General features: G+C 69.4%; 26 protein-coding genes and 1 tRNA gene. 14 read left to right on the top strand and 13 right to left on the bottom strand.

Annotation, left to right across the window (positions count from 1 at the left end; genetic code table 11):
• Positions 1-182: 182 nt before the first annotated feature.
• On the bottom strand, positions 183-665 hold the full coding sequence (locus Q9S36_RS13410) for a CarD family transcriptional regulator (protein WP_036313590.1): 483 nt from the start codon (positions 663-665) through the stop codon (positions 183-185).
• A gap of 134 nt (positions 666-799) precedes the next feature.
• Between Q9S36_RS13410 and Q9S36_RS13405 the strand changes: the two genes are divergently transcribed.
• On the top strand, positions 800-1,285 hold the full coding sequence (locus Q9S36_RS13405) for a DNA modification methylase (RefSeq protein WP_311285546.1): 486 nt from the start codon (positions 800-802) through the stop codon (positions 1,283-1,285).
• A gap of 58 nt (positions 1,286-1,343) precedes the next feature.
• On the opposite strand, the gene Q9S36_RS13400 is transcribed toward Q9S36_RS13405, so the two are convergent.
• Positions 1,344-2,027 (bottom strand): response regulator transcription factor, encoded by a 684-nt coding sequence (locus Q9S36_RS13400; protein WP_253034268.1) that lies wholly within the window; start codon positions 2,025-2,027, stop codon positions 1,344-1,346.
• Positions 2,024-3,211, bottom strand: coding sequence for an ATP-binding protein (locus Q9S36_RS13395; RefSeq protein ID WP_311285545.1), 1,188 nt, complete (start codon positions 3,209-3,211; stop codon positions 2,024-2,026). Before Q9S36_RS13395 ends, Q9S36_RS13400 begins: the two co-directional genes overlap by 4 nt.
• A gap of 176 nt (positions 3,212-3,387) precedes the next feature.
• Between Q9S36_RS13395 and phoU the strand changes: the two genes are divergently transcribed.
• A complete protein-coding gene (gene phoU / locus Q9S36_RS13390) occupies positions 3,388-4,059 on the top strand; it encodes a phosphate signaling complex protein PhoU (protein ID WP_064003130.1) in 672 nt (223 codons plus the stop codon).
• Positions 4,060-4,126: 67 nt separating this feature from the next.
• Here phoU and Q9S36_RS13385 read toward each other — a convergent pair whose 3' ends face one another.
• Complete coding sequence (locus Q9S36_RS13385) at positions 4,127-4,876, bottom strand: phosphoglyceromutase (RefSeq protein WP_217531424.1); 750 nt, start codon at positions 4,874-4,876, stop codon at positions 4,127-4,129.
• Positions 4,877-4,917: 41 nt separating this feature from the next.
• Here Q9S36_RS13385 and Q9S36_RS13380 point away from each other — a divergent pair, with 41 nt between their 5' ends.
• A complete protein-coding gene (locus Q9S36_RS13380) occupies positions 4,918-5,742 on the top strand; it encodes a class I SAM-dependent methyltransferase (protein ID WP_311285544.1) in 825 nt (274 codons plus the stop codon).
• A 10-nt stretch (positions 5,743-5,752) separates the two neighbouring features.
• Here the strand turns inward: Q9S36_RS13380 and Q9S36_RS13375 are convergent, their stop codons facing one another.
• From Q9S36_RS13375 to Q9S36_RS13360, 4 genes are all read right to left on the bottom strand, one after another.
• A complete protein-coding gene (locus Q9S36_RS13375; protein WP_311285543.1) occupies positions 5,753-6,817 on the bottom strand; it encodes an FUSC family protein in 1,065 nt (354 codons plus the stop codon).
• Positions 6,818-6,849: 32 nt separating this feature from the next.
• Positions 6,850-7,929 carry a glycine cleavage T C-terminal barrel domain-containing protein gene (locus tag Q9S36_RS13370; RefSeq protein ID WP_311285542.1) on the bottom strand — a complete coding sequence of 360 codons (1,080 nt, stop codon included), beginning with the start codon at positions 7,927-7,929 and terminating at the stop codon, positions 6,850-6,852.
• Positions 7,926-8,531, bottom strand: coding sequence for an FABP family protein (locus Q9S36_RS13365; RefSeq protein WP_064003126.1), 606 nt, complete (start codon positions 8,529-8,531; stop codon positions 7,926-7,928). Before Q9S36_RS13365 ends, Q9S36_RS13370 begins: the two co-directional genes overlap by 4 nt.
• Before the next feature lie 171 nt (positions 8,532-8,702).
• Complete coding sequence (locus Q9S36_RS13360; RefSeq protein WP_311285541.1) at positions 8,703-8,993, bottom strand: hypothetical protein; 291 nt, start codon at positions 8,991-8,993, stop codon at positions 8,703-8,705.
• A gap of 117 nt (positions 8,994-9,110) precedes the next feature.
• Here Q9S36_RS13360 and Q9S36_RS13355 point away from each other — a divergent pair, with 117 nt between their 5' ends.
• The 8 genes from Q9S36_RS13355 to Q9S36_RS13320 all read left to right on the top strand — a co-directional run bounded on the left by Q9S36_RS13355 (position 9,111) and on the right by Q9S36_RS13320 (position 18,253).
• Complete coding sequence (locus Q9S36_RS13355) at positions 9,111-9,797, top strand: response regulator transcription factor (RefSeq protein WP_064003124.1); 687 nt, start codon at positions 9,111-9,113, stop codon at positions 9,795-9,797.
• Between the two features lie 66 nt (positions 9,798-9,863).
• Positions 9,864-12,032, top strand: a complete 2,169-nt coding sequence (locus tag Q9S36_RS13350) for an RNA degradosome polyphosphate kinase (RefSeq protein ID WP_311285540.1) — start codon at positions 9,864-9,866, stop codon at positions 12,030-12,032.
• On the top strand, positions 12,029-12,967 hold the full coding sequence (locus Q9S36_RS13345) for an NUDIX domain-containing protein (RefSeq protein ID WP_311285539.1): 939 nt from the start codon (positions 12,029-12,031) through the stop codon (positions 12,965-12,967). The genes Q9S36_RS13350 and Q9S36_RS13345 overlap by 4 nt, the downstream gene beginning before the upstream one ends.
• 137 nt (positions 12,968-13,104) lie before the next feature.
• Positions 13,105-14,220: a phosphate ABC transporter substrate-binding protein PstS gene (locus Q9S36_RS13340; RefSeq protein ID WP_311285538.1), complete on the top strand. Its 1,116-nt coding sequence runs from the start codon at positions 13,105-13,107 to the stop codon at positions 14,218-14,220.
• Between the two features lie 77 nt (positions 14,221-14,297).
• Entirely contained in the window at positions 14,298-15,260 is a 963-nt protein-coding gene (gene pstC / locus Q9S36_RS13335; RefSeq protein ID WP_311285537.1) for a phosphate ABC transporter permease subunit PstC, read from the top strand.
• Positions 15,260-16,354: a phosphate ABC transporter permease PstA gene (gene pstA, locus Q9S36_RS13330; protein ID WP_253034258.1), complete on the top strand. Its 1,095-nt coding sequence runs from the start codon at positions 15,260-15,262 to the stop codon at positions 16,352-16,354. The genes pstC and pstA overlap by 1 nt, the downstream gene beginning before the upstream one ends.
• Positions 16,355-16,384: 30 nt before the next feature.
• The gene (gene pstB / locus Q9S36_RS13325; RefSeq protein WP_064003118.1) at positions 16,385-17,164 is read left to right on the top strand and encodes a phosphate ABC transporter ATP-binding protein PstB; all 780 of its coding nucleotides are present in this window, start codon (positions 16,385-16,387) and stop codon (positions 17,162-17,164) included.
• 279 nt (positions 17,165-17,443) lie between these two features.
• Positions 17,444-18,253 carry a type IV toxin-antitoxin system AbiEi family antitoxin domain-containing protein gene (locus tag Q9S36_RS13320; protein ID WP_311285536.1) on the top strand — a complete coding sequence of 270 codons (810 nt, stop codon included), beginning with the start codon at positions 17,444-17,446 and terminating at the stop codon, positions 18,251-18,253.
• Between the two features lie 108 nt (positions 18,254-18,361).
• Here the strand turns inward: Q9S36_RS13320 and Q9S36_RS13315 are convergent, their stop codons facing one another.
• The 4 genes from Q9S36_RS13315 to sigK all read right to left on the bottom strand — a co-directional run bounded on the left by Q9S36_RS13315 (position 18,362) and on the right by sigK (position 21,639).
• Complete coding sequence (locus Q9S36_RS13315) at positions 18,362-19,246, bottom strand: aminodeoxychorismate lyase (RefSeq protein WP_311285535.1); 885 nt, start codon at positions 19,244-19,246, stop codon at positions 18,362-18,364.
• A 324-nt stretch (positions 19,247-19,570) separates the two neighbouring features.
• Complete coding sequence (locus tag Q9S36_RS13310; protein WP_311285534.1) at positions 19,571-20,209, bottom strand: DNA-directed RNA polymerase subunit beta; 639 nt, start codon at positions 20,207-20,209, stop codon at positions 19,571-19,573.
• A gap of 43 nt (positions 20,210-20,252) precedes the next feature.
• Entirely contained in the window at positions 20,253-21,047 is a 795-nt protein-coding gene (locus Q9S36_RS13305; protein WP_311285579.1) for an anti-sigma factor, read from the bottom strand.
• Between the two features lie 13 nt (positions 21,048-21,060).
• Positions 21,061-21,639, bottom strand: a complete 579-nt coding sequence (gene sigK / locus Q9S36_RS13300) for an ECF RNA polymerase sigma factor SigK (protein ID WP_311285533.1) — start codon at positions 21,637-21,639, stop codon at positions 21,061-21,063.
• Positions 21,640-21,855: 216 nt separating this feature from the next.
• Between sigK and Q9S36_RS13295 the strand changes: the two genes are divergently transcribed.
• From Q9S36_RS13295 to Q9S36_RS13285, 3 genes are all read left to right on the top strand, one after another.
• Complete coding sequence (locus tag Q9S36_RS13295) at positions 21,856-22,530, top strand: fasciclin domain-containing protein (protein WP_311285532.1); 675 nt, start codon at positions 21,856-21,858, stop codon at positions 22,528-22,530.
• 113 nt (positions 22,531-22,643) lie between these two features.
• A complete protein-coding gene (locus Q9S36_RS13290) occupies positions 22,644-22,820 on the top strand; it encodes a hypothetical protein (protein WP_217531440.1) in 177 nt (58 codons plus the stop codon).
• 39 nt (positions 22,821-22,859) lie between these two features.
• Positions 22,860-22,932, top strand: a tRNA-Lys gene (locus Q9S36_RS13285).
• A 230-nt stretch (positions 22,933-23,162) separates the two neighbouring features.
• Here the strand turns inward: Q9S36_RS13285 and Q9S36_RS13280 are convergent.
• Complete coding sequence (locus Q9S36_RS13280) at positions 23,163-24,155, bottom strand: TIR domain-containing protein (RefSeq protein ID WP_311285531.1); 993 nt, start codon at positions 24,153-24,155, stop codon at positions 23,163-23,165.
• Between the last annotated feature and the right edge of the window lie 208 nt (positions 24,156-24,363).

Genomic DNA, 24,363 nt, shown 5'->3' with positions numbered 1-24,363 from the left:
ACAGGACGCAGACGACCCGGGCGAGGTCGAGGGTGAGGTCCCGCCGCGAGAGGTCGACGGCGGCGGGCGCGGCGCGGGTGGTCACGCCCTCATCCTGGCGCGCGCATCGCCCGAACGCACGCATGCCGTCCCGCGGCAAACGAAGAACGGCCGGCTGAGCAGCCGGCCGTTCTTTCGTGGTCTCAGGAGGCGAGGACCTCGTCGAGGACGCTGGACGCCTTCTCCTCGTCGGCCTTCAGTGCCAGCGCGATCTCGGAGATGAGGATCTGCCGCGCCTTCGCCAGCATCCGCTTCTCACCCGCGGAGAGCCCGCGGTCCTGGTCGCGGCGCCACAGGTCGCGCACGACCTCGCTCACCTTGATGACGTCACCCGACGCGAGCTTCTCGAGGTTCGCCTTGTAGCGACGCGACCAGTTGGTCGGCTCCTCGGTGAAGGGTGCGCGCAGGACGTCGAAGACCTTCTCGAGCCCGTCCTTGCCGATCACGTCGCGGACGCCCACGAGATCGACGTTGTCCGCAGGGACCTCGATGATGAGGTCGCCCTGGGTGACGTTGAGCTTCAGGTATTTCTTCGTCTCTCCCTTGATGACGCGATCCTTGACCTCGATGATGGTCGCAGCGCCATGGTGCGGATAGACGACGGTTTCGCCAACCTCAAAAAGCATGCAGTTGTGTCCTTTCGGCAACCTCCAGAATACCACAGGCGACATACGCTAGAGTTCGCCGCCCCCTCCGCCCGGTCCCGCCGTCGTGACCCCATAGGATGAGAGGGCCGCCGTTCGTGTCATCTGGAGGATCCGTGAAATCGCGTCTCATCGCGTCCCTCGCCCTGGGCGCCGCCGTCGTTCTGGGAACCACGGGCTGCAACATGCTGGCCCCGCAGGCGACGACCATCCAGTACTCGGCGTCCGACGGCGTCAACATCCCCGAGTCCGGGCCGCTGAAGGTCCGGAACGCCATGATCATCGCCAACGAGGACGGCTCGCTGGGCAACCTCATCGCCGGCATCGTCAACGGCACCGATGAGGACCTGGTCCTCAACGTCACCGTCGGCGACCAGCCGCAGCGCGTCGACGTCCCGGCGAACAGCACCGTCAGCCTCGGCGTGACGCAGGCTCCGCTCCTGTTCGACGACACCGGCAAGCCCGGCTCCGACGTCGAGGTCTCGTTCCAGTCGGGCGAGGGCGAGGGCGTCCGCGTCGCCGTCCCGATCCTCGACGGCACGCTCCCCTACTACACCGAATTCGTCCCGACGCCCGCCGCGACGGCGACGACCACCGGCTGACACCCCCGTCACGAAGGCCCCCACCGCGAGGTGGGGGCCTTCGTCGTCGAGGGAGCGCTCAGGCCTCGAAGCGGTAGCCGAGTCCGCGGACGGTCAGCAGCATGACGGGGTCGCTCGGATTCGTCTCGATGCGCGAGCGGATGCGCTTGATGTGGACGTCGAGCGTCTTCGTGTCACCGAAGTAGTCGCTCCCCCACACGCGGTCGATGAGCTGCCCTCGCGTCAGCACCCGACCCGCGTTGCGCATGAGCAGTTCGAGGAGCTCGAACTCCTTGAGCGGCATCGAGATCTCGTCGCCGTCGACGGCGACCGTGTGCCGGTCGATGTCGAGGGTCACACGACCGCCCTGGATGATCCGGTCGTCGACGTCGAGCTCGTCGCTGTCCGCACGGCGCAGCACGGCGCGCATGCGGGCGAGCAGCTCACGCGAGGAGTAGGGCTTCGTGATGTAGTCGTCGGCGCCGAGTTCGAGCCCCACGACGATGTCGACCTCGCTGTCCTTCGCGGTCAGCATGATGATCGGCACCTTGGAGGTCTGCCGGATGACGCGGCACACCTCGGTGCCCGGCATCCCCGGCAGCATCAGGTCGAGCAGGACGATGTCGGCGCCGCGCGACGTGAACGCGTCGAGGGCCAGGCCTCCGTCCTCGGCGATCTCGACCTCGAACCCCTCCCGTCGCAGGAGGTAGGCGAGGGGGTCTGCGAGGTCGGGTTCGTCTTCGACGATCAGGACTCGGGTCATGAGGCTTTCCTTCTGCTGGGCGCCTTCGCGCCGATCTTCTTCTTCTTGGGCTTACGGGTGGTGGAGGTGTCGACGGCGGCGAGGGGCAGGCGGATCGTGAAGGTCGACCCGCGCCCGGGGCGCGACCAGAGGTCGACCGACCCGCCGTGGCGCTGGACGGCGTGCTTGACGATCGCGAGCCCGAGTCCCGTGCCACCGGTGCGCCGGGACCGGGCCTGGTCGGCGCGGTAGAAGCGCTCGAAGACGCGCTGCTGGTCCTCTTCGGGGATGCCGATGCCATGGTCGGCCACGGCGATCTCGACCGCGCCGTCGGCCTCCCGCACGCCGACCCCCACCTGCGCTCCGGGCGGCGAGTAGGCGATGGCGTTGGCGAGCAGGTTGCTGACCGCCTCGGTGAGGATCTGGCGGTCGCCGCGGACGAACAGGCCGCGGTCGCCCCCGCGGGCGACGCTGATCTCGGCGGACTCCGCCGACACCGCGAGCGACTCGATCGCCGCCCGGACCACCTCGTCCACCGAGACGTCGCGCATCTCGGAGATCTCGTCGGCGGACTGCAGGCGGGAGAGGTTCATGATGCGGGAGGTCAGCTGCCCGAGGCGGGTCGCCTCGGCGCTCAGACGCCTGACGAAGTGGCGCACCTGTTCGGGGTCGTCGGCGGCGGACTCGATCGCCTCGGCGAGGAGGGTGACGGCGCCGACGGGGGTCTTGAGCTCGTGCGAGGTGTTCGAGACGAAGTCGCGCCGCATCTGCTCGACGCGCTCGCGCTCGGTGATGTCGCGGATGACGATGAGGGTGAGACGCGGGGTGATGACGCTCGCCCGCGCGGCCACGACGCGCGGCTCGACGCCGCGGTTGAGCGTCATGTTCTCGGTCGCGGGGAGCCCCGTCTGGCGGGCGCCGCGCACGAGGACGCGCAGCCGCTCGGCGTCGAGGCTCTCGTTCACCCGCAGCGAGAAGACCTCCGCCGTCGCGGAGGCAGCGAGGACGAGCATCGACGGATCGACGACGACGGCCGCGTCGTCCATGGCCTGCAGAACGGATGCCGTGCCCTCGGGGAGCTCGGTCGAGGTAACCAGCCGGGTGCGCTCCCGCGATCGCGCCGCATAGAACACGAGTGCGGCCGCACCACCGCCGACCAGGAGCCCCACGACGAGCGCCAGCAGCTCGAGCTGCGTCGAATCCATGACCCCAGCGTAGGGTGGGCACACCCCCGCCATCGGACGGAAATCGGCCCGTAGGTCGGTCACCGCCGACTGTTCACCGTGTCGGCACCGACCGTTAACCTGAGCGCGGGAGGATGGCCGAGGTCTCTGCGCGACAGTCGCGCCCCTCACCCGCCCGCACGAAGAGAAGGTGCTCCATGCGCGAAGTTTTCCACCAGTCCCTCGAGGACGTGCAGACCCGTCTCGTCGAGATCTCCGAACTCGTCACCGTCGCCATCGAGAAGGCCACCCGGGCCTTCGCCACGAGCGACGTCGCCCTCGCCGAGGACGTCATCGACAACGACCAGGTCATCGATGACAAGGCCATCGAGCTCGACGAGCTCGCCATCGAGATCCTCGCGCGCCAGCAGCCCGTCGCGCGCGACCTGCGCATCGTCGTCGCGGCGCTGCGCGTGAGCGCCTCGCTCGAGCGCATGGGCGACATCGCCGAGCACATCGCCCAGCTGACGCGGATGCGCTTCCCCGAGCGGGCGGTCCCGAAGGGACTGAAGAACACGTTCACGAAGATGGGCGAGATCGACACCGAGGTCGCCCGCACCCTGGCCGACCTGCTGCGCACCGAGGACCTGTCGCTGGTGAGCCGCCTGCACGAGCTCGACGACCAGCTCGACGCACTGCACCTCGCGGTGTTCGAGAAGGTCCTGAGCGACAACTGGCAGGGCGAGGCATCCGCCACCGTCGACGCCACGCTGGCCTCCCGCTACCACGAGCGCTTCGGCGACCACGCGCTGTCGGTCGCCAAGAAGGTGTCGTACCTCGCGACCGGAACCTGGGCCGCCGACACCGAGGGCGTCGACCTCGAGGTCTGAGCCGCCGCAACGACGAAGAGCGGATGCCGGGAGGCATCCGCTCTTCGTGTTCCCGGTGTGAGGCGGGTTACTTCTTGCCCTGCGAGGCGACCGCGGCGGCGCCGGCAGCGGCGGCGTCGGGGTCGAGGTACTCGCCCGGTCCGATCGGGACGAGGTTCTCGTCGAGGCGGTACACGAGCGGGATGCCGGTGGGGATGTTGAGCTCGGCGATGTCGTCGTCGCTGATGCCGTCGAGGTGCTTCACGAGCGCGCGCAGCGAGTTGCCGTGCGCGGTCACCATGACGGTCTTCCCCGTCTTCAGGTCGGGGACGATCTCGCTCTCCCAGTAGGGCAGCAGGCGGTCGATGACGATCTTCAGCGACTCGGTGCGGGGCACCTCGCCGTCGATGCCCTCGTAGCGCACGTCGCCGACCTGCGTGTACGGGTCGTCGTCGGAGATGTCCGGCGGCGGGACGTCGAACGAGCGACGCCAGAGCATGAACTGCTCCTCGCCGAACTCCTCGAGGGTCTGCGCCTTGTCCTTGCCCTGCAGGGCGCCGTAGTGGCGCTCGTTGAGGCGCCACGACCGCTTGACCGGCACCCACAGGCGGTCGGCCGCGTCGAGGGCGATGTTCGCCGTCTGGATGGCGCGGGACAGGAGCGAGGTGTGCAGGATGTCGGGCAGCAGACCCGACTCCTTGATCAGCTCGCCGCCGCGCTGGGCCTCGGCCTTGCCCTGATCGGTGAGACGGACGTCCACCCACCCGGTGAACTGGTTCGACTTGTTCCACTCGCTCTGGCCGTGCCGGAGGAGGATCAAGGTGTAGGGGGCTGTCATGCCCGCAATCCTACCGGCGCGGCGGGTGCGATCATGGGGGCATGACGCGCTCCGATCCTGTCGTCGGACAGGTGACCCGGGGGACGACGAACACCAACCGCCTGCGCCGCGTCGACCGCTGGATCGCGCGGCATCCGGTGCTGCGCCGGACCGTCGATCCGCTCGTGGTGGACCTCGGGTACGGAGCGAGCGGGGTGACCGCGTTCGAGCTCGAAGCCCGGCTGCGGCGAGCGCGCCCGGACGTCGAGGTGCTGGGGCTGGAGATCGAGCCGGCCCGCGTGGAGCGCGCCCGCGCGCAGCTCGCGCTGATCCGTGCGGGGGCGGGGGTGTTCGCCGCGGATGCGCGCGTGTCGTTCGCGCGCGGCGGGTTCGAGGTGCCGGTGCCGGACGGGCGCCGCCCGGCGGTGATCCGCGCGTTCAACGTCCTGCGTCAGTACGACGAGGCCGACGTGCCCGCGGCGTGGGAACGGATGGCGTCGCGCCTGCGCCCGGACGGCATGCTCGTCGAGGGCACGTGCGATGAGCTCGGCCGGATCGCGACCTGGATCGAGATCGGACCGGATGCCGCGCCCCGCACGCTCACGATCTCGTTGCGGCTCGCGGGGCTCGACTCCCCCGCCGTCGCCGCCGAGCGGCTGCCGAAGGCGCTCATCCACCGCAACATCCCGGGCGAGCGGGTGCACGAGGTCCTCGACGCCCTCGATCGGGAGTGGACGCGGGCGGTCGCCGCGTCGTCGTTCGGCCCGGTCCAGCGGTGGCGCGCCGCCCTCGACGCGCTCGTCGCGGCGGGGTGGCCGATCGGCGGGCGGAGCCGGTGGCGACTGGGCGAGTTCACGGTGCCGTGGGAGGCCGTCGAGCCCCGATGAGCGGGGCGCGTCACACCCGCGGGAGCAGCGCGCGGGCTTCGTCGGGGTGCAGGCCCGTCGCGCACAGCAGGTCGGTCGCGAGCGGCCGCAGCGCCGTGATGAGGGTCTGGTCGCCGAGCGATCCGTCGGGGACGAGGGCGATCGGGTCGAGGCGGGCCGCCACCGCGGTGAGTACCTCGCGCGCCGCCGGCTCGTGCGAGATGTCGGTCAGCGACGAGGCGACGAGGTTCGCGCCGCGCACAAGCTCGAGGAGCAGATCGGCGGCGACGTCGCGCTCGCGACCGTCGTCGCTCAGGTAGACGGCGCGCCGGGCGACGACGCGCAGGTTGCGCACCGCGAGGTCCATGGCCTGCCGCATCCGCTCGAAACGATCGAGCTCGAAGCGCTGTCGGCGGAGGAACGGCGAGATGCGGGCGATCGCCGCGCCCGACTCGACCGAGACCCGCCAGTCGTCGACGAGGCCCTGCAGCTCGCGCGCCTTCTCGAGCCCGCGCTCGGCGCGTACGCGGCTGCCGCGACGCAGGCCCTGTGCGACGGTGCCGGCGGCGCCCTCGAAGGCAGCGAACAGGCGCGTCGCGTCGGCGAGGGCGGTGCGGAGCGGGCTGCGCGGGATGAGGGCGGTGACGAGCAGCGCCATCGCTCCGCCGATGACGGCGTCGAGCAGTCGCAGGAACGGGGTCTGCGAGGGGACGACGACCACGATGATCGACTGGATCGCCGCGGCGATCGCGAAGCCCGCCTGCGGCGAGACGAACCGCGCGATCGACAGGCTCACCCCGAGGGTGAGGGCGAGCTGCCACCACCCGCTGCCGGCCGCGAAGACGACCAGCTCGGCGACGAAGACGCCCAGCACCATGCCGATGACGGTCTCGAGCACCCGCCACGGTCGGGCGTCGCGGACGAGACCAAGGCTCGAGATGGTGACGGTCGCCGCGATCAGCGGAGCCGGGTGCCCCAGTCCGTAGTGCGCGATCGAGAACGCGGCGCTCGCGGCGACCACGAGCTGCACGATCGCGACGGCGGACCCGCGCAGTCGCGCCCAGCCCTCGCGCGGATACCTCCGGGCAGTGGGCACCGGAACCGTGGTGGTCGGCTCGGGCGCCATCGTCAGCGGCGCTGCGACAGACGGGGCAGACGCGGGACGGATGCCGCACGCCCGGCATCCGGCGGAACGACGACCTCCTGCGCCGCGGCGATCTCGCCATCCGCGACGGCCACGGTCAGCGCCGCGTCGACGGGGACGGACCGCTTCACGATCGCGAGGGCGATGGGGCCCTCCTCGTGGTGGCGGGCGACGGAGGTGATCGCTCCGACCTCGGCGCCGTCGAGGCTGACCGGTGCGCCCGGGTCGGGCAGCTCGGCATCCGAACCGTCGAGCTGCAGCGCGACGAGGCGACGCGGCGGGTGCCCGAGGTTGTGCACCTTGGCGACCGTCTCCTGGCCGCGGTAGCAGCCCTTGTCGAGGTGGACGGCCGTGCGCAGCCAGTCGACCTCGTGCGGGAGGGTCCGGCCGTCGGCCTCCGCGGCGGCGCGGGGACGCCAGGCGGCGACGCGCAGCGCGTCGACGGCGAGGTGACCGGCCAGGCGGACATCGCCGCGGAGGGCGGTGGCGGCGAGCTCGTCGAGGGTGGCCCGCGGCACGATCGCCTCGGCCCAGTCGCGCTCGGCACCGGGGTGCGGTGCGACCGGGGAGTATCCCCACCCACCGGGGCTCACGCGGGGCCACGGGTCGCGCCACACGACGGCGGCGCCCAGGGCGTCGACAGCGGCGGCGGTCCCGCCGACGACGGCGTGGTCGGCGGCGTCCTGCGGGTCGACGCGCAGGCGGAACCTCATCCGCGTCAGCCAGGTCAGCAGCGCGTCGGCGCGGTCGCGGTCGACGATGAGCCAGGTGCGCTCCCCGTCGTCCACGACGGATGCCGCGTGCTCGACGTGCCCCTGCGGGTCGAGGACGAGCAACTCGGTGCCGACTCCGGGCGCGAGGGTCGTCAACGCCTGCGAGGTGATGGAGTCGAGCCACGAGAGCCGGTCCTCGCCGGAGACGGTGAGGACGGCGCGGTCCGCAAGGGGCGCGACCGCGGCCCCGCTCGCGAGGTCGCGCTGCTCCCGCACCGGGTTGCCGAGGTGGGCGAGCCCGCGGTCATCGAGGACAGCACCGGGCACGGCCGCAAAGGCGTCGGCGGTCATTGGACCCTCGCGAGTCGAGCGGAGGCGTGGGACGACAGGTCCGAGCCGAGCGCGGCGATGTCCCACGCCCACAGCAGGTGCCCGTCGACGAGCCCGTACATCCGGGTCGCGGCGCCGTACTCCTTGGCGCCCGCGGGGCGGACGATCGCGTCGGTGGCGATGTCGATGCGCGGACCGCGCACCTGGCCGAGGTAGAGCTCGCTGATGCCGTCGGAGTGCACGAGCGCGACCTCGATCTCGAAGCCGTCCTCCGCCGTGCGGAGAGCCTCGACGTCGTGCACCGTGCGCGCGTCGACGCGGGGTGCGAGGGCCGGCAGCAGCGCGGGCCCGGGATCCTGCTCGGTCGCGGGGCGGGACAGCCGCCAGTACCCGGTCTCGGCGACGAGGTCGCGGCGGCGGCCCTCGGCATCCTCGAACCAGGCGGTCGCCGCGTAGTTCAGGGCGTCGCCACCGTCATGGCTGAAGCTCACGCGGTGAGAGAACTCGCCCGACATCGTGCGACCCTGCGCGTCGTACTCGAGGACGCCGGTGCCCTCCCACACGCCGAGGAGCCAGGAGAGCGGGACCAGATCAGCCGGAAGGTCGGTCGGCAGATCGATCACGATGTCAGCGCTGACCGCGGTAGAGGTTCCAGACGACGACGCCGGACACGAACGCGATCGCGAGCGATGCGAGGCCGAGCAGCCCGACGAAGAAGAGTTCGAGTGCGACGAGATCCATGCCGTCCACTTTAGCGGCCGGGAGCGGACCCTCGGTCGGCGGATGCCGGTGGATCAGCTCGCGAAGAGTTCGGCGAGCGCGAAGCCGGCGCCGATGAGTCCCATCACCAGCAACGCGCCGAGGACGCTCGCCGAGATGCGCATGATGAACCCCTGCGACCGCCCCGACGCCAGCTGCACCGCGAAGGCGAGGAAGAAGCAGAATCCGAGACCGACCAGCAGCCACGCACCGCGCCAGTCGGGCTCGACGAACACGCCGACGGCGAGGGCGACGAGAGCGGCGGCCACCCAGACCGCGATCACTCCGGCGGCCCGTCGACGAGGGAGGATCTCGGGCGCGGTCATGGTCTCTATTGTGGCGCACCGGCGCGGGGCCCGCACGGCGGCGAGCCCGCGTCGCGGCGGCCGCGGGGCGAGCCCCTAAGATGAGACCGGTTCCGAGTCCGCACCGAAGGGTCCCCCTTGGCACAGTTGCTCGTCCTGAGCTCCGCCGCCGGCGGCGACTCCGTCCTGCCCTCCCTCGAACTGCTCAGCCACCGGGTCCGCCAGATCCCCGCCGAGGCGGCGCAGCTGGTGAACGCCCCCAATGCGGACATCGTGTTCGTCGACGCCCGTAAGGACCTCGTCGCCGCGAAGTCGCTCTGCAAGATCCTGACGACGACGGGTCTCGACGCGCCGCTTCTGCTGGTCGTCACCGAGGGCGGACTCACCGCGGTCTCCCCTGACTGGGGCATCGACGACGTCGTCCTCGTCGGCGCGGGCCCAGCCGAGGTCGATGCCCGCATCCGCCTCGCCATCGGACGCGTGTCGAAGGAGCAGGTCTCCACCCGCATCCAGACCTCCGGCATCACGATCGACGAATCCTCCTACTCGGCGAAGGTGCACGGTCGCCCGCTCGACCTCACCTACAAGGAGTTCCAGCTGCTTCACTTCTTCGCGACGCACCCCTCGCGGGTGTTCACCCGCGAACAGCTGCTGAGCGAGGTGTGGGGTTACGACTACTTCGGCGGCACCCGCACGGTCGACGTGCACGTGCGCCGGCTGCGCGCGAAGCTCGGGGACCTCGAGCAGCTCATCGGCACCGTGCGAAACGTCGGCTACCGCTTCAACGTGTACGAGGACGAGCAGCTGCCGGGCTCCTCCGCCTGAGTCGGATGCCGCGGCATCCGTCGCCACGTTCACACACACGTCACCGTCCCCTGCAATGATGTGGGGATGATCGACACCCAGGTTCACGACTCCGGACTGGGCGACGCGGACGACGACGACTTCGACGACGTCGTCGAAGCGTACGACTCGCAGCTGCCCGACAACCGCTACCTCGACCGCGAGCTCAGCTGGCTCGCGTTCAATCAGCGCGTGCTCGAGCTCGCGGAGGATCCGAACCTGCCGACGCTGGAGCGCGCGAACTTCCTCGCGATCTTCGCGAGCAACCTCGACGAGTTCTTCATGGTGCGCGTCGCGGGGCTCAAGCGCCGCATCCTCACCGGGCTGGCCGTTCCCACCAACGTCGGACGCGCTCCGTTGGACGTGCTGGCGGACCTCGCGACGTCGGCGCACGCGCTCCAGGAGCGTCACGCGGCGGTGTGGTCGGAGCAGGTGCGTCCCGCCCTGGCCGATGCGGGGATCGAGGTGGTGTCCTGGGCGGACCTGTCCGACCAGGAGCGCAGCACCCTCTACGACTACTTCTCGGCGCAGGTGTTCCCGGTGCTGATGCCGCTCGCGGTCGACCCGGCGCACCCGTTCCCCTACATCTCCGGGCTCTCGCTGAACCTCGCGGTGCGCATCCGCAACGCCCGCACGGGGCGGCAGGAGTTCGCGCGCCTCAAGGTGCCCCCGATGCTGCCCCGGCTCATCGAGGTCGCCAAGAACGGTTCGACCGTGCGCTACCTGCCGATCGAGGAGCTCATCTCGGAGAATCTCGACGACCTGTTCCCGGGCATGGAGATCCTCGAGCACCACACGTTCCGCCTCACGCGCAACGAGGACGTCGTGATCGAGGAGGACGAGACCGAGAACCTCATCCAGGCGCTCGAAGCCGAGCTGCTGCGCCGCCGCTTCGGTCCGCCGATCCGCCTCGAGATCACCGAGGACATGGACGAGGTCACGCTCTCGCTACTGCTCGACGAGCTCGACATCACCGAGAACGACGTCTACCGCCTGCCCGCCCCCCTCGACCTGCGGGGACTCTTCTCCCTATCGCAGATCGAGCGGCCCGATCTGCGCTACCCGGCGCACGTGCCGAAGACCTCGACACCGTTCCAGCCGGCCGAGCAGAACGGCCGCGCCGACATCTTCGCGGCGATCCGCAAGCAGGACGTCCTCGTCCACCACCCGTACGAGTCGTTCACGACGAGCGTCGTGTCGTTCCTGCAGCAGGCCGCGCGCGACCCGCACGTGCTCGCGATCAAGCAGACGCTGTACCGCACGTCCGGTGACAGCCCGATCGTCGAGGCGCTCATCGACGCGGCCGAGAACGGCAAGCAGGTCCTCGCGCTCGTCGAGGTGAAGGCCCGCTTCGACGAGGCGGCCAACATCGTGTGGGCGCGCAAGCTCGAGAAGGCCGGCGTGCACGTCGTCTACGGGCTCGTGGGCCTGAAGACCCACTGCAAGCTCCTTCACGTGATCCGCGAGGAGGACGGCGTCCTCCGCAGCTACAGCCACATCGGGACGGGCAACTACAACCCGAAGACGAGCCGCATCTACGAGGACTACGGCCTGTTCACCGCGAACGAGCAGGTCGGTCGCGACCTGACCCGCCTCTTCAACGAGCTGAGCGGCTACGCGATCGAGAAGAAGTTCAAGCGGCTGCTCGTGGCCCCGCTCCATCTGCGCAAGGGCCTGCTCCGCCACATCGACGGCGAGCGCCGCAACGCGCTGGCCGGCAAGCCCGCGCACGTACGCATCAAGGTGAACTCGATGGTCGACGAGCAGATCATCGACGCCCTCTACCGCGCCAGCCAGGCCGGGGTGAAGGTCGACGTCTGGGTGCGCGGCATCTGCTCGCTGCGCTCGGACCTGCCGGGGGTCAGCGACAACATCACGGTGCGCTCGATCCTCGGACGCTACCTCGAGCACTCCCGCATCTTCACGTTCCACAACAACGGCGACCCGCAGGTGTTCATCGGCAGTGCCGACATGATGCACCGCAACCTCGACCGCCGCGTCGAGGCCCTCGTGCGGGTGACCGAGCCCGCGCACGTGAACGAGTTGATCTCGCTGTTCGAGCTGGCGATGTCCGACACCACGAGCTCGTGGCACCTCGGCGCCGAGGGCGAGTGGACGCGGCACCATCTGGATGCCGAGGGCAACCCGCTCGTCGATCTGCAGGAGAAGACGATGTCGCAGGTGCTCCGCCGCCGGCGGGCGCGGGCGGTGCGATGACGGAGACCGCGGTCTACGCCGCGGGCGGCGTCGTCTGGCGGATGGTGGACGGCAAGCTGCTCGTGCTGGCGATCCACCGCACGAAGTACCGCGACATCACCCTGCCCAAAGGCAAGGTCGATCCCGGTGAGACCCTCGCCGAGACGGCCGTGCGCGAGATCCTCGAGGAGACCGGCATCCGTGTCCACCTCGGGGTGCCCGTCGGGATCTCGAAGTACCGCCTGCCGAGCAAGCGGACGAAAATCGTCCACTACTGGAGCACCGAGGCGACCGAGGAGGCGATTCGCGGGTCGTCCTTCGTGCCGAACCGCGAGATCGCCGCGATCGAATGGCTCACCCCGAAGAAGGCGCTCGAACGGCTGAGCTATCCGGTCGACGTCGAGATCCTCGAGAACTTCCTGCACCTCGTCGACGACGGCGTGCTCGCGACCTTTCCCGTCGTCGTGCTACGCCACGGCAAGGCGACTCCCCGCGAGGACTGGAAGGGGAAGGATGCCGCCCGCCCCCTCACCGACCGCGGCAAGCGCCAGGCGAAGGCGGCCGTCGGGCCGTTGCGGGCGTTCGGCATCCGTCGGGTCGTCTCGAGCGACGCGGTTCGCTGCGTCGACACCGTGGCGCCGCTCGCGAAGGCGCTGGGCCGCGACATCCGTCGGACCGAGCTGATCTCGCAGGATGCCTGGGAGGGAGGGCACGCGGATGTGCGCACCGTCGTCGGCAAACGCGTGCGGTCGCGGAAAGCCGCTGTGCTGTGCTCGCATCGACCGGTGATCCCCACGATCATGAGCGAGCTGGCGCTGGCGACGGGGAGCTTGAAGGGCTCGTACATCGAGAGCGCCGCCGACCTCGAGGTCGGCGGGTTCTCCGTCGCGCACCTGTCGGCGACGAATCCCGGCTCGGGCATCGTGGCGATCGAGACGCATCCCCCGAAGGTGTGAATCGGCTGAGCGAGAGGCGTTCGGACCCGACCCGTTCACCTGTCGTTCACCTGTCGAGCGGAACCTGGTCACCGGCGACTCTTAGCGTCGAGCCAGCCCCGCACCGGGGTGTCCCGATCACCCGAAGGAATTCACACGTGAAGCTCAACCGCATCGCCCGCGTGGGCGCTGTCGCCGCCGTCGCCGTCCTCTCCCTGTCGGCCTGCGCCGCCAACGAGGGCACCCCTGCTGGCAGCGGCCAGCCCTCCGACGGCGGCAGCTCGCTGTCGGGCACCGTCAAGGCGACCGGCGCCTCCTCGCAGGGCGCCGCCCAGCAGGCGTGGACCGCGGCCTTCCAGACCGCTAACCCGGACGTCACGGTCAACTACCAGCCGACCGGCTCGGGGACGGGCCGCGACAACTTCATCGCCGGCTCCAGCAACTTCATCGGCTCGGACCGCGCGTACAAGACCGACGAGATCGCCGCCGGGAAGTTCGGCGCCTGCGCGACGCCCGACATCGTCGAGGTCCCCGCCTACATCTCGCCCGTCGCCGTCGTCTTCAACCTCGAGGGCATCACCGAGCTGAACCTCACGCCCGAGGTCATCGGCGAGATCTTCAACGAGAAGATCGAGAAGTGGAACGACCCGAAGATCGCGGAGATCAACGAGGGCGTCGAGCTGCCCGACCTGGCGATCACGCCCGTCTTCCGCGGCGACGAGTCGGGCACGACCGGCACCTTCACCGCCTACCTCGCCTCCGTCGCGCCCGACGCGTGGCCGTACGAGGACGACGACGCCTGGCCCGTCAAGACCACGCGTTCCGAGGCCGCTCAGCAGACCTCCGGTGTCGAGGCCGCCGTCAAGGCCGGCAACGGCACCATCGGCTACATCGACGCCTCGCGCGTCGGTGACCTGGGCTCGGCCGCCGTCAAGGTCGGCGACGACTTCGTGCCGTTCTCCTCCGAGGCCGCCGCGGAGCTCGTGGCGTCGTCGCCGCTCGAGGAGGGCCGTGCCGACGGTGACCTCGTCTACGACGTCGACCCCGCCAAGGCTCCCGCCGGCTCGTACCCGATCGCCCTCGTGAGCTACCTCATCGGCTGCCAGCAGTACGAGGATGCCGACACCGCCGCCATCGTGAAGGCGTACTTCTCGTACATCGTCAGCGAAGAGGGCCAGAAGGTCGCCAACGAGGCCGCCGGCTCCGCGCCGCTGTCGACCGAGGTCGCCAAGGAGGCCCAGGCCGCCATCGACCTGATCGGCGCCAAGCAGTAACACCCCTGCTGCGGGTGGCCCTCCATGGAGGGTCACCCGCAGCCCCACGTCCGCCCGCTTCCGACCCGAGGACTGCGATGCCCCCCACCTCCGACCTGGCCACCGACCAGGCGCCCACGAGACGACCGATGCGTCGCCGCGGCGACCTCGTCTTCTCCAGCACCGCACTCGGCGCGGGCATCATCATCCTCATCGTGCTCGCAGCGGTGACGCTGTTCCTCATCGTCGAGAGCGTGCCGGCCTTCACGGCGAACCCCGACGAGACGCAGTTCCTGAACGGCAAGCCGTTCTTGGAGTACGTCTGGCCGTTCGTCTTCGGCACCCTGTGGGCGTCCGTCATCGCGCTCGTCGTGGCGACCCCACTCGCCATCGGTATCGCGCTCTTCATCTCGCACTACGCCCCGCGCCGGCTCGCCTCGGCCCTCGGGTACGTCATCGACCTGCTCGCCGCAATCCCCTCCGTGGTCTACGGCCTCTGGGGCGCGTTGGTCTTCTCGCAGCTGCTCAAACCATTCTTCTTCTGGCTCAACGAGAACTTCAGCTGGATCCCGTTCTTCGCGGGCACGGTGTCGCAGACAGGGCGAACGATCCTCACGGCATCCCTCGTCCTGGCGGTCATGATCCTGCCGATCATGACGGCCATCACGCGGGAGGTCTTCCTGCAGACGCCCGTCCTCCACGAGGAGGCGGCGCTGGCCCTCGGCGCGACGCGCTGGGAGATGATCCGCATGGCCGTCTTCCCCTTCGCCCGGGGCGGCATGGTGTCGGGTGCGATGCTCGGGCTGGGTCGCGCGCTCGGCGAAACGATGGCCGTCACGATGGTGCTCTCGGCCACGGGTGCGGTCACGTTCCAGGTGCTCAACTCGAACAACCCGACGCCGATCCCGGCGAACATCGCCCTCAACTTCGGTGAGGCGTACGGGGACGGCGTCAACGTCCTCATCGCGACCGGCCTCATCCTCTTCCTCGTGACGTTCGCCGTCAACGCGCTCGCGCGGTGGATCGTGAGCCGTCGCGCCGAGTTCTCTGGAGCGAACTGATGACGACGACCCTCACCCGCTCCGCGGCCCGGACGCCCGTCGGCAACTCGCTCACCGCGGGTCAGCTGCCGAAGTGGATGCCGTGGGTGCTGCTGGCCGGTGCCCTCGCGCTCTCGAGCATCGTGTTCGCCATCATGAACGGCGGCGGTGACGTCGCGGACTTCAACATCGCCGCGGCGGTCTTCGTCGGGGTGGTGCTGTTCGCGATCGTCCTCGTCATCCTCTCGAACGTCGTCGAGACCCGGCGCCGCGCCGCCGACCGACTGGCGACCGTGCTGGTGTCGATCGCCTTCACGATCGCGCTGCTGCCGCTGATCTCGCTGCTGTTCACGGTCGTCGTCAACGGCATCGCACGATTCGACCCGATGTTCTTCTCGTACTCGATGCGGAACATCGTCGGCGAGGGCGGTGGAGCGATCCACGCCATCTACGGCACGCTCATCGTCACCGGGTGGGCGACGCTCATCTCCGTGCCGATCGGCCTCATGACGTCGATCTATCTCGTCGAGTACGGACGCGGCCGTCTCGCAAAGGCGATCACGTTCTTCGTCGACGTCATGACCGGCATCCCCTCGATCGTGGCGGGTCTGTTCATCGTCGCCGTCTGCGCGCTCATCTACGGACCGGGTCTCAACACCGGCTTCATGGGTTCGCTCGCGCTCAGCGTGCTGATGATCCCCGTCGTCGTGCGGTCGAGCGAGGAGATGCTGCGGCTCGTGCCGAACGAGCTGCGCGAGGCGAGCTACGCGCTCGGTGTGCCGAAGTGGCTGACGATCGTCAAGGTCGTGCTCCCGACATCCGTCGCGGGCATCACGACGGGCATCATGCTGTCGATCTCCCGCGTCATCGGCGAGACCGCGCCGCTGCTGCTGACGGCCGGCTTCACCCAGTCGCTCAACGTGAACGCGTTCGACAACCCGATGATGACGCTGCCGGTGTTCGTCTACGACCAGTTCCAGAACCCCGGCACGAACATCCCCGCCGCTCTCGAGCGGGCCTGGGCCGGCGCGCTCACCCTCATCATCATCGTCATGGCGCTGAACCTCATCGCACGCTTCGTCGCGAAGAAGTTCGCCCCCAAGTTCGGCCGCTGACTCGCGGCATCCGACAGAAAGCACCCCGAAGTGTCCAAGAGCATCGAAGTCAACGACCTCAACGTCTACTACAGCGACTTCCTCGCCGTGGAGGGCGTGTCCCTCGACATCGAGCCCCGCAGCGTGACGGCCTTCATCGGCCCGTCCGGATGCGGCAAGTCCACCTTCCTGCGCACGCTCAACCGCATGCACGAGGTCATCCCCGGCGCGCGCGTCGAGGGCGAGGTCCTGCTGGACGGCGAGGACCTGTACGGCCCGGGCGTTGACCCGGTGCTCGTGCGCCGCCAGATCGGCATGGTCTTCCAGCGCCCGAATCCGTTCCCGACGATGTCGATCCGCGACAACGTGCTGGCCGGTGTGAAGCTCAACAACTCGCGCATCTCGAAGTCCGATGCCGACGCGCTCGTCGAGAAGTCGCTGCGCGGCGCGAACCTCTGGAACGAGGTCAAGGACCGTCTCGAGAAGCCCGGATCGGGTCTGTCGGGTGGTCAGCAGCAGCGCCTCTGCATCGCGCGCGCGATCGCCGTCTCGCCCGACGTGCTGCTGATGGACGAGCCGTGCTCGGCCCTCGACCCGATCTCGACGTTCGCGATCGAGGAGCTCATCCAGGAGCTCAAGAGCGAGTACACGATCGTGATCGTGACGCACAACATGCAGCAGGCCTCGCGCGTCTCGGACAAGACCGCGTTCTTCAACATCGCCGGCACCGGCAAGCCCGGCAAGCTCATCGAGTACGACGAGACCGGCACGATCTTCACCAAGCCGTCCGTCCAGGCCACCGAGGACTACGTCTCGGGTCGCTTCGGGTGAGTCTTTCTCCCTGAGGCCACGCGCCGGCACGGATTCGGGTTCCGTGCCGGCGCGTTTTCTTTGTGCGCGCGTGCGTCGCGTGCGTGGGTCGGGTTGGCGTGCGCGGATGCAATGGATGCCGGGCGACACGCGGCATCCAATCGGTCTGCCACGGGGTGTCGGGGCGGATCTGTTGCATCGGTGAACGGGGCTTCCTCCCCGGAGGGTGGGATGCGGCGGCTCTCCCCCGGTTCGGGGTGCGAGTCCGTGCGGGGTGACAGCGGCGGCGAGGATCGCGGGATGTGCGAGCTGCGGCATCCGATTCTCCGTCTTCGTCAGTTGCTCGACGCGGGGTGGTCGATGCGACGGGTGCAGCGTGCGCTGCGGACGGGTGAGTTGCGCCGGGTCCGCGTCGGCGTCTTCGTTCCGCCGGACGCGTGCGCCGACGCCGTCGCGATCGCCCGGCACGGCGGGTCGATGGCGTGCGTGACCGCGGCGCGGCATCGCGGACTGTGGGTGCTCGACGAGGACGATTCGCCGCACGTCTGGATGCGGCCGGGCGGCCGGTCGCACGACGCGGACTGCGACTGCGTCGAGCACTGGGACGCGCCGGGCGTCGGTGAATCGCGGCGGGAGCCGTCGCTCGCCCGGGTGCTGCGGCAGATCCTCCTGTGCCGTGGCGTCGAGGCGTTCTTCGTCGCGCTCGAGTCGGCCCGACGACAGCGGATGCTCGACGGCGACGACATGCGGTGGCTCGCACAGAACCTGAACGCCGCCGGACGCGAGGCACTCGGACTGAGCCGGGACGACGCCGACAGCGGTCTCGAGTCGCTGCTGCGGTGGCGGCTGCGCGGGTTCGGGCTGACCGTGCGGACACAGGTGCGCGTCGCAGGCGTCGGTGTCGTGGACGCCCTGATCGGCGACCGCGTGATCGTCGAGGTCGACGGGCGGGTGAACCACGACGGCGCGTCGCTGCGGCACAAGGACCTCGTGCGGGACGCGAACGCCGCCTTGTGGGGATATGTCACGCTCCGGTTCGACTACGCGATGGTGCTGCACGACTGGGACCTCGTCGAGCGCGCGATCCTCGCGGCCCTCGCGCGGGCGTGACGCGTCCACGGATGCAAGGGATGCGGGGCGACACGCGGCATCCCGGGGCGGGTCAGCGGCGTGTCGGGGCAGATCTGTTGCATCCGTGAACGGCAACCCGCCGCGAGGTCAGTCGCGGGGGCTGAGGAGGTAGCGGTTGAAGGATGCGGTGAGCTCGGCGTCGACGGAGAGGGGGCGACCGTCGACGGCGGTGATCGGAGCGGCGAGGCGCACGCTGGAGACGAGCCAGGCGGCATCCGCTTCGTACAGGGCCGAGACGGGCAGCGTCTCGTACGCGGTCTCGAAGCCCTGCGTGGCGAGGTGCTCGAACAGGCTCAGCTGAGTAGTGCCGTGCAGGATGCCGCCGTTCGGCGCCGGCGTCACGAACGCGTCGCCGCGGCGGATGATCAGCGACGCGGTCGGCGCCTCGAGCACGAATCCGTCGGAGCTCACGAAGACGGCGTCGTCGGCTCCGCGACGCTTCGCCTCGCGGATCGCCGCCATGTTCACCGCGTACGACAGCGTCTTCGCGCCCAGCAGCAGCCACGGCGCCCGCCCGGGCAGATCGATGCTGTACCCGCGGTCGAGCACCGCCACGGCGATGCCCTCGGTGCGCGCCTTCGTGAAGTCCGCGGCCGGCGCGACCGTGACCCACGCGGTCGGCGTCGGACCATGCTCGACACCGCGGCTCAGGATCAGTTTGATGACCGCCTCGCCCTCCCCCGACGCGGTCTGCGCCCGCCGGATCGCCTCGCGCCACTGCCGCAGGTTCGGCGCGGGCAGCTCGCAGATCTCGGCCGAGTGCGCGAGTCGCTCGAGGTGCGGCTCGACCTCTTGCGCGTGCCCGTCGACGACGCCGATCGACTCGAAGATCCCATCGCCGCGCTGCGTGCTCAGCTCGCCCACGGTGAGCGCGGGGGCCGACGGGTCCACCTCGGTGAACGTGTCGGCGAAGTCGGTGCGCGCATCGTCGGATGCGGCGGGGTCGATCATGAGAGCGAAGCGCCAAGCCATGCGATGAGCCTACGCGGCGGCATCCGTCCGCGGCGGTGTCGACGGATGCAATGGATCGTGCGCGACACGCCGCTGAAGGGCGACGGGATGCCGGGTGTCGCCCGGCATCCGTTGCATCCGTGAACGCGCACGACGCCCGCGGCGCGACACGCCCGGCCCGAACGAAATCCCCCGCGGGCTGGAATACCCGCGGAGCCCCTCCGTTACACTTTTCTAGCCGGGCCGCAGTAACCCCGGGCTCCATCTTCAGCCGCTGCGAGCGGCCACGCGCCGAGAGGCGTTCTGCGGCCCGGCACTTTCCTGCCCGCGAACGCGGCCCCCGACTCAGGTGAGGCCGTCGCGGCGCCACAGGGCCGCGGCCGCCGTGAGGTCGCCGGCGTAGGTGTCGAGGCGCAGCGCGCGGGTCGTGAACTGCGACGCCCGTCCGGGTTCGCTCGCGTCGTAGTCGTCGGCGAGGTCGGTCGCGCCGGCCGAGACGACGCGCGAGAACGCCGCCGCCCGCTCGAGGGCGAGCGCGAAGTCGCCTGCGAACACCCCGCGCATGATGAGGTCGATGAGCGAGACGAGCTCGTCGGGGCTTGCCGGTGTCGGCGCCCCCGCGATGACGACATCGGCCGATGCGAGCCGCGTGCGTCCCCGCTCGTAGAGCAGCGCGGACGTCGCCGGGTCGTCGTGGATCATCAGCTGCAGCAGGTACAGCCGCCACAGCGCGCCCGGCAGCGACCGGGCGGGCGACTGCGCCCACAGCTCGGCGATGGTCGCGATGCCGTGCGCGTCCGTGAAGGTCACGAGCCGGTCGATGACCTCGTCGTGCGGCGCCTCGCGCACCCGCGAGAGCAGAGCGGATGCCGTGGCGTGCGCCACGCGGTTGGCTTCAGCGGGATCGTCGGCGGCGAAGTTGCGATCGAACGAATCGGGGGAACGGCGGACCGGCTTGTGGAAGTCGCGGGACGCGTCAGACATCACTCCAGGCTACCCCGCGGGGCGGGGACGGGCCTCGGCCCGCTCAGGCCGTGGGGATCGTGATGATCGGGTCGGTCGTGGGCGAGCCGTCGGGCGATCCGCCCTTCTGCTCGACCGTGACCGCGACGATGTCGCCGGGCTGGAACTCGCCCGACAGCAGCGCCGTGATCTCGTCGGACGGGTCGAACACGCCGGCCGAGATGGGCTGGTCGCCGCGGATGAACCACAGCTCGAAGGAGCGGTCCGAGGGGATCTCGGGTGCGTCATCCGTCGTCAGGACGACCTTGTCGAGCTCGTCCGACCAGTGCAGCACGGCCTCGCCGCCGTCGGTGAACTGACCAGTGACGGTCTGCGCGTCGGGCGCGGCCTCGATCTGCTCGAGCGCCTGCACCTCGAGGGGCGTGCGGGCCTGTTCGACGAGGGATCCGACGCCCCAGCCGATGCCGACGAGGAGTGCGGCGGATGCGACGAGCGCGAAGAGTCCGCGGGTCCAGTTGCGCCGCTGCACGGCCTGGATCGCTTCGGTCGGCGGGCCGGCGACGACGGGCTCGTCAGCGGGAGCGGACTCGGTCGCAGGCTCCGCGGCGACAGGCTCAGCGGCAGCAGCACGCGCCGGGGCCTGCGGCATCCCACTGATCTGCTCGAGCAACCGGGCCCGCAGATCGGCGGGAGGGGCTTCTTCGCCCGCGCCTTCGGCGAGGAATCCGGCGACCTGTGCGTCGGCGTCGACCTGGTCCTGCCACTCGGGGTGGGCGGCCAGTGCGTCCTGGTAGGCGCGTTCGTCCTCCGGCGACAGCGCGTCGAGCGCGTGCCCTGCGGAGAGTTCGGCGAACTCCATCTCGTTCACAGTGTCACCCCATCTCCTGTCGTAGGCGGTTCAGTCCGTCGCGCATCCGTGTCTTGATCGTTCCCAGCGGTGCTCCGAGGAGCGTCGCAATCTCACTTTGGCTGTATCCCCCGAAGTACGCGAGGGTCAGGGCCTCACGTTGCGGGTCGGGCAGAGACCGGAGTGCGCGGACGACGCGACGTCCTTCGATCTTCAGCTCGACCTGTTCGGCGATGCCTTCTTCTTGTGTGTACGCGTCCCGGGCTCCGACACGCATATCCCGGTCCACGCTCGATTGTGACGAGCGCACCCGGTCGACGGCCCGACGATGGGCCATCGTCAGGATCCAGGTTCTTCCTTGCCCTTTGTTCGGAGCGAACGAGGAAGCGGATTGCCAGACCTCGAGGAAGACCTCCTGCAGCACCTCTTCGCTCTGCGACGGGTCGACGAGGACGCGTCGGATCAGTCCGAACACCCGTGAGGAGAGCATGTCGTAGAGCTCTGCGAAGGCCGCCTGGTCGCCGTCGGCGATGCGGACGAGGAGGTCGCCGGCGTGATCTGCCGCCTGCCCGTCGTCGGGAACGTCAACACCGTCGATAACCATCGCCTCTCAGCATGCCACCCCGGAGACGAGGAACTCGGATGCCGGGGCTTGAAACCCCGGCCACACGTGGGATCGAGAGCGTTTTGTGACCGTCGGCATGCGCCCGGATCGGATACGCGAAAAAGAATCTCGGGAAATGTGCAATCCGTTTGCCTAGTGGTTCCGAAGACCAGACATCGCCGCCGCAGAGGGCGGTCCCAACACATGGAGGACAACATGTTCAGCACGAAGAAGAAGATGACCGCAGCACTCTCTCTGACGCTGGTCGGTGCGTTCGCTCTCGCCGGCTGCTCGTCGAGCACCGCCCCCGAGGGTGGCACCAGCAGCGAGGGCATGGAGTCGCAGGAGCCGATGGAGTCGCCCTCGCCCGAGATGACCGAGGACACGATGGACCCCGCCGCCAACCTCGTCGGCCCGGGCTGCGCGGACTACGCCGAGGCCGTTCCGGACGGCGCCGGATCGGTCGCCGGTATGGCGCAGGACCCGGTGGCCACCGCGGCATCCAACAACCCGCTGCTCAAGACGCTGACCGCTGCGGTCAGCGGCCAGCTGAACCCCGACGTCAACCTGGTCGACACGCTGAACGGTGACGAGTTCACCGTCTTCGCCCCGGTCGACGACGCCTTCGCCAAGATCCCGGCCGAGACCATTGAGGGTCTGAAGACGGACTCCGAGACCCTGACGTCGATCCTCACCTACCACGTGGTCCCCGGCCAGATCGCTCCCGACGAGATCGTCGGCACGCACGCGACCGTTCAGGGCGCTGACCTCGAGGTCACCGGCTCGGGCGACGAGCTGATGGTCAACGATGCCAACGTCATCTGCGGTGGCGTCCAGACCGCGAACGCGACCGTTTACCTCATCGACACGGTGCTGATGCCCCCGATGTGATCACGGTCTTCTGACCGGCGGCGTCGTCGGAGCTCTGCGGGCTCCGGCGGCGCCGCCTTCTTTTCCCTCGTGTGGGGGATGCCGCGGCTCGGCGCCGTCCGTAGCGTCGAGGCATGGCGAACAAGAACATGAACGGGATGTCGTTCGGCCTCTGGATCGGTTTCGGAATGCTCGGCGGGATGATGGTCGGACTGCTGTTCCTCGACAACATCGGGCTCGGCGTCGGGTTCGGCCTGTCGTTCGGCATCATGCTCGGGGTCGTCTTCGGCAGTTCGAAGAGCACCGAGTGACGGATGCCGCGCCGCTCCCCCGTTAGGCTGGGATGCTGAGGGCCTCTAGCTCAGTCGGTAGAGCATCGGACTTTTAATCCGCGGGTCGTGGGTTCGAGCCCCACGGGGCCCACCTCTATGGCAGCGTCGGAGTTTGGTCCCTGCGAGCCGCGCCACGCACCGAATCTGCTCGACTGGGTGATGCTCACGCCGACAGTCGCTTGGCCCGCGCGGCGGACCTTGCCCGTGCATCGCATCGGGCGGGCTATCTGAAAACACCGCGTCCGCGGGCGACGGGCGCGGGCGCGTGAAGCGGGACTGGCACGCATGACGACCGGCTTGCGAGCGAACTCTTGCGCACGCTCAGACGACGCGGAACGGACCTGCTGCGGTATCCATAAGGTCGTAGTCCCCCGCGCGGACCGTTGCCCCCACGGTCTCCAGACGGTTCTTTAGGTCTTTCCGGCTGTCCCACAAGCCGTCGAGTTTTACCCAATTGAAGCCCGCCACGTCGGAAATGTCACGAGTCGGCGCGCTCTTCACGAAGATGGTGCGACTCCGTTCCATCGCGAACGCCATGCCTGCTTCGAGAAGTACGTTCTGGCGCGCCTGTCCCTGCAATCCCCGGTCCGGGTCGCCCGGCTCGGAGAAGTCGTCTCTCACGCGCGCAAGGTCATCGGGAGAGAAGATGACGATGATGGCCGCTGCGCCGGCCATCCCGGCGCGGACCACGTCGTACGTGTGTGGCTGCGACTCGCCTGTCAGTCGCACCGCCTCCGACCAGGGCATCATGTGCAGGCCGAGGTAGAGAAGGTACTGCTTGATGACTTCGACGGGCCGCATGTCGCGACCGTGGACGACAAAGACCTTGCTCACGTCCCGCGGGATGCTCGGCGGGCTCGGTGCTGCTGACGGCGAACCCCACGGCGAGGAGACTGCACTCCACGGGTCCGCTGTCGAATAGTCCGGCACCGTAACCGCTGGCCTCTCTACTCGCTCGAGGGTGTCGATGTCGCTGCCATCAGGCAAGGCAAAGCCGTTGTCCGTCAGGCGGATGCCGCGCGGCTCGAGGACGTTCGAGCGTAATGCCCGGTACGACGGGTTCCCGTCACTGAGGTCAGCGCGCGGATTCTCGATGAAGAGATAATTCAGCATGCCCACAACTAGGGAGTCCGTGTCTGGTTGCTCGAACATGTACCGGACGACGGCAGTTGCACGACTCGTCTTGTTCGCGCTCAGATCGGTAGCGGTGCCCACCGAGAGCTCAAACTGAGAGATGCCTGCGGCGGTCGTGTTGTCAACGAGAGCATCGACAAGGTAGCGCGTATCCACGCGCTTGAAGACATCTGAAGGCACCCCTCGATACTAGGGATGTCTCTCTAGTACAGGCGGAAGCGACAGTCGCTCCTCTCGGCGGCATCGTGTGGTCGTCGCATGCGGACCTCGCTCGCTGCGAACGAAGAGGCCCGGTTGACTCTCGTTCGAAGCGTCGCCGGGGTGTCAGCCGATCCGGCTACGCGTCAATCCAGACGCGGATTTCCCAACGTCTCCCCGACTCAGCAGC

The sequence above is a fragment of the Microbacterium sp. ARD31 genome, from assembly GCF_031844425.1.
The sequence above is the reverse complement of the archived record's forward strand: the minus strand, read 5'-3'. Positions and strand labels throughout refer to the sequence as shown.